The organism is Gammaproteobacteria bacterium (genome assembly GCA_016705365.1).
GTDB lineage: Bacteria > Pseudomonadota > Gammaproteobacteria > Pseudomonadales > UBA5518 > UBA5518.
In genome coordinates this window covers 782,849-794,740 of record JADIYI010000008.1, presented here as the reverse complement: position 1 = coordinate 794,740, position 11,892 = coordinate 782,849, and the positions used below count along the sequence as shown (strand labels likewise).

General features: G+C 63.3%; 9 protein-coding genes. 2 read left to right on the top strand and 7 right to left on the bottom strand.

Annotated elements, in window-relative coordinates; all coding sequences use genetic code 11:
- Positions 1–6: 6 nt before the first annotated feature.
- From IPF49_11230 to IPF49_11215, 4 genes are read right to left on the bottom strand one after another with little or no spacing between them, the layout of a single operon-like run.
- Positions 7–804 carry a TIGR03084 family protein gene (locus IPF49_11230; protein MBK6288186.1) on the bottom strand — a complete coding sequence of 266 codons (798 nt, stop codon included), beginning with the start codon at positions 802–804 and terminating at the stop codon, positions 7–9.
- A gap of 38 nt (positions 805–842) precedes the next feature.
- The gene (locus tag IPF49_11225; GenBank protein MBK6288185.1) at positions 843–2,837 is read right to left on the bottom strand and encodes an acetyl-CoA carboxylase biotin carboxylase subunit; all 1,995 of its coding nucleotides are present in this window, start codon (positions 2,835–2,837) and stop codon (positions 843–845) included.
- 26 nt (positions 2,838–2,863) lie between these two features.
- Complete coding sequence (locus tag IPF49_11220; GenBank protein ID MBK6288184.1) at positions 2,864–4,486, bottom strand: acyl-CoA carboxylase subunit beta; 1,623 nt, start codon at positions 4,484–4,486, stop codon at positions 2,864–2,866.
- Positions 4,486–6,276 (bottom strand): DUF1446 domain-containing protein, encoded by a 1,791-nt coding sequence (locus IPF49_11215; protein ID MBK6288183.1) that lies wholly within the window; start codon positions 6,274–6,276, stop codon positions 4,486–4,488. Before IPF49_11215 ends, IPF49_11220 begins: the two co-directional genes overlap by 1 nt.
- A gap of 138 nt (positions 6,277–6,414) precedes the next feature.
- On the opposite strand from IPF49_11215, the gene IPF49_11210 reads away from it, so the two are divergent.
- Complete coding sequence (locus IPF49_11210; protein MBK6288182.1) at positions 6,415–7,065, top strand: TetR/AcrR family transcriptional regulator; 651 nt, start codon at positions 6,415–6,417, stop codon at positions 7,063–7,065.
- Positions 7,066–7,078: 13 nt separating this feature from the next.
- On the opposite strand, the gene IPF49_11205 is transcribed toward IPF49_11210, so the two are convergent.
- Entirely contained in the window at positions 7,079–7,738 is a 660-nt protein-coding gene (locus IPF49_11205) for a sel1 repeat family protein (GenBank protein ID MBK6288181.1), read from the bottom strand.
- Positions 7,739–7,905: 167 nt separating this feature from the next.
- Positions 7,906–8,226 (bottom strand): hypothetical protein, encoded by a 321-nt coding sequence (locus IPF49_11200; protein ID MBK6288180.1) that lies wholly within the window; start codon positions 8,224–8,226, stop codon positions 7,906–7,908.
- 490 nt (positions 8,227–8,716) lie between these two features.
- On the opposite strand from IPF49_11200, the gene xrtE reads away from it, so the two are divergent.
- On the top strand, positions 8,717–10,342 hold the full coding sequence (gene xrtE, locus IPF49_11195; protein ID MBK6288179.1) for an exosortase E/protease, VPEID-CTERM system: 1,626 nt from the start codon (positions 8,717–8,719) through the stop codon (positions 10,340–10,342).
- A gap of 32 nt (positions 10,343–10,374) precedes the next feature.
- On the opposite strand, the gene IPF49_11190 is transcribed toward xrtE, so the two are convergent.
- Positions 10,375–11,694 carry a mechanosensitive ion channel gene (locus tag IPF49_11190; GenBank protein MBK6288178.1) on the bottom strand — a complete coding sequence of 440 codons (1,320 nt, stop codon included), beginning with the start codon at positions 11,692–11,694 and terminating at the stop codon, positions 10,375–10,377.
- Between the last annotated feature and the right edge of the window lie 198 nt (positions 11,695–11,892).

The window sequence follows — 11,892 nt, the reverse complement described above, 5'->3', positions numbered from 1 at the left end:
GCCCGATCACGAATCAGGGTGCCGCGTGCCGGTTGCGGGCGGCTGCTCCGGCGGGCCGGCAAAGCACTGCGCAATCGCCATCCACTGTTCGGCAACGGCGCCGCTCACCCGCAAGCCGGTGTCGCCGATATTGCGCGTCTGGGTCACGACCTGGCAGAACTCGGTGGCACTGCCCTGGACGTGGTCCGCGGTGTTGTCGCCATTCCATTCCCAGGTCGCACCCGATGGAGCCAGCAGCGTGACCCGTGGCGCGGCGCCGGGCGCTTTCATCCCGCGATTGCCGAAGGTCCAGCCAAAGGTGTTCACGCCGAGTTGCGCGATATTGCGGATGCGATCGGTGTCGATGCGACGCACCCCCAGATGATCAAATACCTCCTGGCCATGCGCCCAGGTTTCCATCAGGCGTGCGCTGATGCTCGAGCGTACGCTCATGTCGGGACCGAGCCATTTCACCCGCTGGCGGGGGTCCGCCTGTTCGATCCGCCGCGACATCGGCAGGTAGAACGCGCGCCACTCCTCCAGCAATGCCCTGCCGCGGCGGCCGGCGAGCCACTCGTTCTCGAATGCCCGCAGGCTGCCCTTCACGACGGCCTCGGTAACGCTGGCCGCGAAATGCTCGAACGCCGCGCTGTCGTTCAGCGCGATATCCGCCGCGCAGTTCCACAAATGGAGATGCCCCAGCACATGGGTCAACGTCCAGTTCTTGAACAGTGTTTTCTTCTCGAATTCCGCGTCAGCCAGCGGTTCGAGCAAACGGTACAGGAGTTCACTCTCCTCGCGGAAATCGGCCGCTTGTTCAACCATGTCGCTTCTCCCACTCGCTCAGGACACAACCCCCGCCATCAGGTTGCTTCATCCACCTCGATATCGATCAGCAGATCATCGGCCGTCACCTGCGTGCCAGCCGTGGCTGCGACCTCGCGCACTTCGCCATTCACCGAAGAGAGCAGTTCGTGCTGCATCTTCATCGCCTCGAGCACCGCCAGACGTGTGCCCCTGGCAACGCGCTCGCCGGGTTTCACGAACACCTCGAGCAGCACGCCATGCATCGGTGCGCTGACCCGCCCGCCCGCGGATGATTCCTCTGCCATACCGGCAAACATCAGCTCGTTGCGCAGCACCAGTGTGCGCCGCCCGCGCGCGAGATGCACGATACCGGGCTGCTCGCCGAAATAGCCGACCGACTCGCGCCGGCCATCGAGCAGCACGCTGAGCGTATCGGCGCTGTGCGAGAGCACCTCCAGCTGCATCTCGTCCTGCCCGTGGAGCACGCGGTAGCGTCCTCCACCCGAAGGCACCAGGCGCAGATCGAAAGGTGGTTGCGCGGCATAGCGATAGTGCGTGAATGACGTGCCCTGCGATGACCAATCGAGCAATTCCTCGGGGCAGCCGAGCGTCGCTGCCCGCGCCCGGTCACGCCCGGCCAGGAACTCCAGCAGCGCGGCAATGGCGGCATCCTCGCGGCCGGGCACCGCGGCATCGCCGATGTCGCCCGCGAATTCCTGATCGATGAATGCCGTGCTTGCCTGGCCCCTGCGGAAAGTTTCACGCTCCAGGATATCGACCAGAAAGCTCTTGTTGGTGGCGAGCCCGAACAGCCGCGAGGCGCTCAGCGCGCCGACCAGACGATCGATTGCCATATCCCGGCTCTCGCCCCAGGCAATGATCTTCGCGAGCATCGGATCGTAGAACGGCGAGATCAGCTGGCCGCTGGCGATACCCGCATCGACGCGCACGCCATCGCCGCTCGCCGGTTGCCACAGCGCCACCCGGCCGCTGACCGGGAGAAAATCCCTGGACGGGTCTTCGGCATAGAGCCGCGCCTCGATCGCATGCCCCGAGAACCGTACCTGCTCCTGGGTGATTCCCAGCGCCTTTCCCTCGGCGACGCGAATCTGCAGCGCCACCAGATCGAGTCCCGTGATCATCTCGGTCACCGGGTGTTCGACCTGTAGCCGGGTGTTCATCTCGAGGAAATAAAACGCGCCACTCTCGTCGAGCAGGAACTCCACCGTGCCGGCGCCGCGGTAATCGATGCTGCGCGCGGCCTCGACCGCCGCCGCACCCATGCGCGCACGCAGCGCATCGTCCAGCACCGGACACGGTGCTTCCTCGACCACCTTCTGATGACGACGCTGCACCGAGCAGTCCCGCTCGCCAACGTGCAGGATGTTGCCGTGGCTGTCGGCAAATACCTGGAACTCGACATGGCGCGGGCATTCGATGGCTTTTTCGAGAATCAGTTCCGCGGATCCGAAGGCGTTCAGCGCCTCGGATCGCGCGCTGGCGAGCGCGCCGGGAAGCGCGCCGGACTCAAGCACCAGGCGCATGCCACGGCCTCCGCCACCGGCAGCCGCCTTGACCATGACCGGGTAACCGATCGCGGCAGCCGCCGCTATCAGGGTCGCAGCGGACTGATCTTCTTCCTCATACCCTGGTACGCAGGGGACACCGGCCGCGATCATGCGGCGTTTGGCCGCCGCCTTGTTGCCCATCATGTCGATCGCTTCCGCGCTCGGGCCGATGAACACCAGGCCGGCGGCTTCGACCGCGCGCGCAAAACCGGCGTTCTCCGACAGGAAGCCATAGCCCGGGTGGATCGCATCGGCCCCGGTCTGCGCCGCCGCCCGCAGAATGCGTCCGCCATCGAGATAGGACTGTGCCGCCGGCGCCGGGCCGAGCAGCACCGCATCATCGGCCACGCGCACATGCGGCGCATCGGCGTCGGCCGTGGAATAAACGGCAATGGTGCGGTAACCGAGTGCCTTCGCGGTGCGCATCACGCGCAGTGCGATTTCGCCACGATTGGCAACCAATATGCTTCGAATCCGGCTCACCTGGGCATCTCCCTGAAACTTCCCGCTCACATCCGCGCCACGCCGAAGCTGTTCGGCTGCAGCCTGCGCTGGCGCGCCTCCCAGCAGGTATCCAGTGCGAAACCGAGTACCTTGCGGGTATCGCGCGGATCGATGATGCCGTGATCGAGGCAACGGCCCGAGGTGTAGAACGCGCCCGACTGGCGGTCGTAATGGGCGATCACCGCGGCACGCTGCTGCGCCAGCACCTGCTCGTCGAGCTCGATGCCACGGCGCCTGGCACCAACGCGCGCAACCTGCTCCATGGTGCCGGCCGCCTGCTCGCCGCCCATCACCCCGGTCATCGCGTTGGGCCACGCAAACAGGAAATCCGGCTTGTAGGCATAGCCGCACATGCCGTAGTTGCCAGCACCGAAGCTGGCTCCGATATACAGCGTGATGCGCGGCACATCGGCGTTGGAGATCGCCTGGATCATTTTCGAGCCGTGCTTGATCATGCCGGCGCGTTCGTACTCGGTGCCGACCATGTAGCCGGTGGTGTTGCTGAGAAAGACGAGCGGCAGCCGTGATTGCTCGCAGAGCTGCACGAACTGCGCGACCTTGGTCGCGCCCGCCGGATCGATCGGTCCGTTGTTGCCGATGATCCCGCAGGCATGCCCGAAGATCGCGGCCTGCAGACACACCGTCGCCGCACCGTAGCGCGGCTTGAAGTCGATGAAATCGGAGCCATCGACGAGGCGGGCCGCGAGTTCGCGCATATCGTAGGGCTTGCGGTAATCCACCGGCACCAGCCCGGCAATTTCATCCGGGTCATGCAACGGCGCCCTGAAATCGCGCGCGGGAAGCCGCGCGCAGCCCTTGTTCCAGTCGAGCCGCGCGAGCAGATCGCGCGCGAGCAGCAGAGCGTGCGCATCATCCTCGGCCAGGTATTCCACCAGCCCCGATACACTGGCGTGCATTTCCGATCCGCCCAGTTCGCGATCGTCGGCGACTTCGCCGGTCGCGGCGCGGAGCAACGCGGCACCGGCCAGCGCCGCCATGCCGTTGTTCCTTACACCGATCACGTAATCGCTCATGCCGGGCTGGTAGGCGCCACCCGCGGTGGACGGCCCATGCAACACCGCCAGGGTCGGAATACCCGCCGCGCTGAGCTTCGCCAAGCCGTAGAACATGCCTCCGCCATGGGCCCACAACTCCACGGTGTACTGCAGGAGGTTGGCGCCGGCACTCTCCACGAGGTGCACGAACGGCAGCTTGTGCCGCAGCGCAAGCTCCAGCACACCGAGTGATTTGGTGACCGAGGTGGTGGTCGCGGCACCAGCGTTGATGCCACTGTCATCGACATAGAGCACGCAACGCACACCGCTCACGAAACCGATGCCGCCGATCATGCTCGCGCCAGGCACACTGGTGTCGGGACTCGGGTCGTCGACCAGGAAGTTGGCCATGTTGTAGAGCTCGACGAACGGCATGCCGGGGTCGAGCAGGCGCGCGAGCCGCTCGCGCGGCGTGAGCTGGCCGCGCTGCTCGAAACGTGCGCGGCGCTTCTCCGACAGCGTGACGGCCCGCGCCTCGTATTCGCGCAGCCTCTGGACCAGCGCCAGCATATCGCGGCGATTGCCGGCGAAGCTGTCCGTGCCGGCAAGGATCCTGCTGTGGAAAACGGGCATCAGAGGGTCTCCGCAAGCGTGACGGGAATCGTGATCGGCTCATCCAGCAGCAACTGGGCGTAGCCCTTGCCCTGCGGATCGGTGCGCAGGCTCGCCATGCCGCCACCACCGAGCACATCGTGCAACAGAAAATTGATCGCCGGCAAACCCGGGAGATAAAAACGCTCCACCTCGCCCTGCAGGAAATGGGCAAAACGCTGTGCCACACGCTCGATGCTCAACGCGGCCCAGATATAGGGCAGGTATTCGGGCCGGCGGGCGATGATGCCGATATTCGCGTTGTTGCCCTTGTCGCCACTGCGCCCCCAGGCGAGTCGTTCCAGCGCCACCGCCACGTTCGCGCCACCGGGAGCCGGCGGCGACGGAACAGGTGCCGGCGCCGCGGGAAGCTCGGCCGCGGGCAGCGGGTCGTTGCAGGCATGCAGATCGCCCTCGACATCCACCAGTATTTCCACCTCGGTCTTTGGCAGCAGCAGCGAAAACAGGCGCACGACCGGTGACGGATGCGGGCGGCCGCCCGCGAACCCGGTGAGACCGGGCGGTGCCGCCAGCGCGGTTCCCACGAACTCCTTGAACAGCACGCCAATGCCGGCCGCGCTTTCATGACGCGCGGCGACCTTGAGATTCACCTCGCGCGCCCCGAATACACGCCGTGAGGCGCCGTAATGGGATTCGGCGCCGATGATCTCGACACTGGTCTCGGCGAAATCCGCCAAGCCCAGCAGGCGCAGCGTTTTGCGCGCACGCGCCAGCGCGTTATCCGCGATCTTGCGCGCCTTGCGCTCGGCGTCGCGCCCGTAGACCGTCCAGGTCTCGCCGCCACGAAAGCCATCGGTGAATGTTGCGCTGACCTTGTACGTCGCGGGCGCGCCACGCCCGCGGGCATTGCTGACCCGCACCCGGTCTTCGCCCACCTGTTCCATCCGCACGGCAGAAAAATCGCACACCACATCGGGCAGCACATAGGCGCACGGATCACCTATCTCGTAGAGCATTTGCTCGGCCACGGTTGCGACCGACACCATTCCTCCGGTATCAGCCGGCTTGGTGCAGATGAATTCGCCGTCCTGTGCGATCTCGACAATCGGATAGCCGGCGTCGGCCAGGGTATCGACCACCTGCTCCCAGTCGGTGAAATTGCCACCCGTTGCCTGGGTACCGCATTCGAGGATATGGCCGGCGAGACTGCCACCGGCGAGCCGGTCATGATCTTCACGCCCCCAGCTGAATTCGTGAATACAGGCCCCGAGCGTTACGGCGCTGTCCACGCAACGGCCGGTAATGACGATATCGGCCCCATGACCCAGGGCCACGGCAATCGGAAAGGCCCCCAGGTAGGCGTTGATGCTGGCGATCGTGTTCAGCGCCGGAAACGCCTCGCCCGAGAACATTTCCCGTGCGCCACGGGCGGCAATCTCCTGTTTGCGCCCGATCAGCTCATCGCCGCAAACCACCGCAACTTTCAGCTTCAACCCCGCGGCGGCAATCAGCGCCCGCAAGGCCTCGGCGCAGGCGCCTGGATTCACGCCGCCCGCGTTGGCAATCACCTTCACCCCCTGACGCGCGATCTCGGCAAGGTGCGGTTTCATCGCCGCACTGACAAAATCGCTCGCATAACCCGCCTGCGGATCCCTGGCGCGCGCGCGCGCCATGATCGACATGGTGATCTCGGCGAGATAATCGTATACGAGGTAATCGAGCTTGCCGTCACCGAGCAGCTGTGGCGTCGCCATCGCCGCATCGCCCCAGAAGCCACTGGCGCCACCGATGCGAACCGTTTTTCCGGCCATGCTCCACGCCTCCGCAAACTGCTGTCACCGAATTGCTTTTGTAGCACTCATTCAACACGCAAACAAGCCGTCCGTATTGTTTTTATATGCTATAGTCGCTACACTTCAGCCAACGCACCGGCACGCCCGGATCGCCTCATGTCCAAACCACCGCCGCACGGCGCGACAACTGGCAAACAGGAGCAAAAACGAGCCATCGCGCGCAACAGGATCTGCCGCGCGGTGACCGAATGCCTGGTCGAACACGGCTATGCCGACACCTCGATCAATCGGGTGGTCGAGCGTGCCGGCGTATCGAAGGGCGCGCTGCAGCATCATTTTCCGAGCAAGGAAGACCTGATGGCGGCCACCGCGAACTGGCTGCTGAACAATGCCACCTTCCTGCAGATCCGCAACACGCGCCGCCCCAGGGCGGCGCGCTCGAGCGCCCGCGAACTGATGAACACCTGGCAGAAAGGCGCCAACACCGACGAGTTTCGCGCGCTGCTCGAAATCCTCGTGCGCATGCGCACTGATCCGGCGCTGAAAATCCGCGTCGCTCCGGAGTTGCAGACATGGCACGAGCAGTCGGCCGCGTTGACACGCGCCGGCTACGAGGCCGCGAGCGGCCGCGAGGATGACGTGGATCTGCTGATGGTGATGAACGCGTGCCTGATCCGCGGCCTGGTGATACAGGAGCAGTACACCGCGGACCCGGCGTATATCGCGCGCGTCATCGAACGCTGGATCGAGATCGCCGCACCGCTTCTGCTGCCGCGCGAAGCAGATGCGTCGCCCGGGTCAATCTGAGGCCGGCGCCGCGCTATTCCTCCTCCTCCGCCTGCGCAATTCTGTCGCGTAGCGCTTTGGCTTCGAGCCGCGCTTCGTCCAGAACAGCGGGCGCCAGCTTGGTCGCGGCAAAATCACGGTATAGCGGCGCACCTTCATCACCGTTGTCCGCGGCAATGGAACACCAGATGAACGATTGGCGATAATCCTGCGCGACACCCGCACCCTTGGTATACATCACGCCAAGGTAATACTGGGCCGCGACGCTGCCCCCGTTGGCGGCCAGCGTGAACCAGTTGGCCGCCTGAGCATTGTCCTGGCGGATGCCGGCGCCCTCGCGGTACATCACGCCCAGATCGAACTGGGCGCGCACGCTGCCCTGATTTGCCGCCAGGGTGTACCAGTACACGGCCCGGGTGTAATCCTGCGCGACATGGTCGCCCTGTGCGTACATCACTCCCAGGTTGCGCTGGGCCAGGGCATCACCCTGATTCGCGGCCAGCGTCCACCAATGAAACGCTTGCCCGAACTCCTGCTCCACTCCGTCTCCCTCCGCGAATCGCAAACCCAATTCCGCCTGGGAAACCGCATCGCCCTGGTTTGCTCTTGCCTGCAACTCCTCGATTTCGCCGGCAGCAACCGGGTTGCCGAGCAAGGCAGCAGAGAGAAGAAGCAAAGCACGCATGCCGATCATGATTCACATCCGTTCACCACACGATTGGCAGTATAGGTGCCCACCGTTGTGAATCTAGCGCCCGGGGAACCAGTAACAGCCTGTCGCAGGCGAAAAAAACCCGCCCAGTGGGCGGGTTTCAATCCGGAATCGACTGGTCGCAAGACCAACTTCCCGAGCGCCAGGAATCAGCTGGTGCGACGACGCCCCCTCAGCAGGGCAATAAGGCCCGCGGTGAGGCCAAGGCCCAGCGTTCCGCTCGCGGCATCGATCTCGGGTACGCTTCCGCAATTCCCCTTGCCTTTGCCCCAGTCTTTGTCGCGCTTGTCCCAGTCTTTGAACTTGTCGAATTTCTTGCCCTGGTCAAAGCCTTTGAATTTCTCGAATTTGCTGAAGTTGTCTTTGCCTCCATTGTTGCCGTAGCCATGACCAAAGTTGCCGGCATATGTGTTCACACTGCCCAACGCCAGGGCGCACACTGCTGCCGATACCAAAAGCCTTGTTTTCATTTCCAACTCCTTCCTACAGTGAACTTTTGAAAAACCCCCGCATCTGAGCCCAAGTCCGTTGGTACACCGAGGTACAATCGGACTTGGTCCTGAAGAACCGCAAACTCGACGCTTGAAGGTTCGCCATCACTCAAGCAAAGGGTATGCCTGAAATTTTTATTCTATATTTATCATGTAGTTATTGAATTATATTAACCCCTACCGAAATTTCGCGTAAAGATATTCGACGGTATTGCGCCATTGGACTGCGTGACAGGATCCCGTTTCATGGTGCTGCGCTGCACGGGATCGGTCGCCGGCGCGAGCGATCCGTAATGCGCGAGGCGCAGAACACCGGAAACAACAGCCAACGCGGCAATATCTGCCACTGAAGCCAGAACATTTGGATTCCGGCACGCGCAAAAGGCGGCGCCACGACTACGCGATTTCCGATCTCGTGCTTTGAACTATACTCGCGCAGCTATCCCGCGAATCAGCTTCGGACACGATCATGAGCACGGCTCCCCCTGAAGAGTCTGCGGACAACACGCGCGCCGGCTGGCGCATCGTCTTGCTGGTGCTGCTGGCGTTTGCCGAGTTCGCCGCCATCGATGCGCACAACCTCAGGGTCAGCGAGGCGTGCAAACCGTATCTGTTCTATGCGGTGCAGGCCACGCATTTCGGCCTGTTGTTTGCCGCCGGTCTGATGGTGGCAATGCTGCCCAACCTGCGCGGTTTGTGGCAGGAACTGTGCGGGGCGGCGCTACGCCACCACTGGCAGCGGTACCTGTTCGCCCAACTGTCGGTGTTTGCTCTTTTCTACGTCTGCTCCGACGTGTTTTTTGCCAGCCTGGAGGCATGCGCGGTTTCCTCGGCCACGCTGATTGCCTGGGTTTTTCTCGCCGCCGCAACGCTGCTGCTGTTCATTGCGTGCCTGGCGCATTACCGCTTCTGGTTTTCTTTCCTGGGCCGGCTGCGACAGGCAATGCTGTTGTCGGCGCTGGTCGCCGCTGCGGTGACTGTCGTCGCGCGCCTCAGCCAGGGCTTGTGGGGTTCGCTCGCCGAACTGACTTTCCACGTCTCGGCACGATTGCTCGCCCTGATGTACCCGGACGAAATGATCTACGCCGAGCTCAACGACAAGATCCTCGGCACCAGCGAATTTCGCGTGAATATCGCGCCTGACTGCTCGGGCTACGAGGGTATCGGATTGATCATCGGCTTCCTGACCCTGTACCTGAGCCTGTTTCGCGCGGAGTTGCGCTTTCCCAGGGCCTTGCTGCTCTATCCGATAGGCATCGTTGCGATCTGGTTGTTCAATGCCCTGCGAATCACGGTGCTCATCGCCATCGGGGACAGTTGGTCACCGGAAATCGCGCTGGGTGGATTTCATTCCCAGGCGGGCTGGATCGCATTCATCGCGATCGCCCTGGGATTGATCGCGCTCATTCACAACGCACAATTTTTCGTGCGCAACAAACCACCCGTCGCGCAGGTGGCCCGCAGGCACGAACCGCTGTCCACCGCAATGCTGCTGCCGATCGTCGTGCTGCTGGCGGTGACACTTGTCAGCGGCGCCTTTTCAGCCGGCTTTGATTGGCTTTACCCACTGCGGGTATTGGCGACCGGCGCGGTCCTGCTCTGTTTCTGGCGCGCGCTCGAACTGCGTAGCTACCGGCCCGCATGGGAGCCGGTACTGGCGGGCATCGTGGTGTTCGGGTTGTGGTTGCTGACCGTGCCAAAGAATGCGGATGCGGATGCGGCATTTTCGCTCGCGCTGGCGCAGTCGATACCCGCCATCACCATTGGCTGGCTGCTGATGCGCAGCATCGGCTCGATCATCACCGTGCCACTGGCCGAGGAACTGGCGTTTCGCGGGTACATGTTGAGCAAGCTTTGCGGACGCGAAGCGGCAATGAGCGACAGGCTGCCGCTGAACTGGTTCGCGATAGCGGGTTCCTCGCTGGCCTTCGGCCTGCTCCACGGCGCCTGGATGGCGGGGACGCTGGCAGGACTCCTGTACGCATGGGCGCGCTATCGGCATGGCCGGGTACTCGACGCGGTGCTGGCGCACATGGTTACCAACGCCCTGGTGACCGCCTACGTGCTGCTGACTGCACAATGGGTTTACTGGTAGCCCTCCGCTCGCGTGCGAATGCCGCTATCTATCTATCCGCGCGAACTGCGCAACAGACCCTCGATATCGGACGGCGTGCGCAGGTGAAGATCACGCTGCGGGTAGGGAATCTCTATCCCATGCTCGTGAAACTTGTCCCAGATACGCAGCAGCACATCGCTGCATACGCTGGCACGGCCATTCTGAGGATCGTTGACCCAGAAACGCAGCTCGAGATCGACCGAGCTGTCGCCAAAGCCGCGCAGCAATCCTGCCGGGGCCGGTTCCTTCAGTACCCGCGGCACCTCGCCGGCAGCCTCCACACACAACGCGAGAGCACGGTGGATATCGGCTTTGTAGTGCACCCCGATCTGCACCTTCAACCGGATATTGCTGTCGCTGTATGACCAGTTCTCGACCCGGTTGGTGATCAGTTCCTCGTTCGGGATCAGGTGCTCGATGCCGTCGCGCGTGATCACCGAGACATAGCGCGCACCAAGCGAATTGACCACGCCATAATAGACGCCGACGGTGATCACATCACCGGGCTTGATCGACTTGTCGAGCAGCAGGATGATGCCGCTGATCAGGTTCGAGACGATTTTCTGCAGGCCGAAACCGATACCGACACCGATCGCACCGCCGAGTACCGCGAAGGCCGAGAGGTCGATACCCACCGTGCTCAGGGCCGCGATGAACGCAATGGCGATCAGTACGATCTGGAACAGCTTCGAAAACAGCACCTGCACCGATGGGGTGAGATCCTTCGAGCCCTTGATGCGGCGCTCGAACATTTCCGATACCACCGTGGCAACCCACAGCAATACCGCGAGCGACAGCACCGCCTTGATCACGACCAGAAGGGAGATGCGAAGATCGCCGAAGCTCATCGCAAAACCGTCGAGCAGCGCGATTGCCCGCTCGAGCCAGCCGAGTATATTGAGTGCAGCGATCACCCAGATCGCGATCGATATGAACTTGGCAAAGATCGGATCGCGCACGAAACCCGACAACAGGCGGATGATCACCCAGGCCGCGAGCAGGTTGACGGTGACCGTGAGCAAACCGCTCGGCCATTCCAGCGCACGGGCGCCGAGGAGGATCAGCCACTGGATGATCAGCCAGGTGCCGGCCAGTGCCAGCGCCTGGGCGCGAGCGATGACCTTGCGCATCCCGGCCGAATCGCGGGCACGATCGCCCAGCGCACCCAGCAGGCCGCGCAGGTGATTCGCCGCCAGCCCGGCAAACGCTCCGGCGAGCAGCACGGCGCCGAGCTGGATCAGCGTCGATTGCACCAGCACGGTTGTCTGCAGTAAATGTCCGGCTTGCGCGAGCCACTGCTGCCATTGCTGCGGGTCGGAAATGGTTTGCATCGTCCCTCACCGTCGAGGAATCCAATCTATGCGCTGGGTCGGCGCAGGTCAAATCATCGCACCGGCTTGCCACGCGCAGCGTCGATTCACCGCCCGCCCGCGCTCGCTTCAAACGCAACCCGGGCGCGGGCCATTCACGCCAACGATGACGTGGCGCGATCTGTAGTCCATACTCTCGGATGGGACGCCAACGTTCAC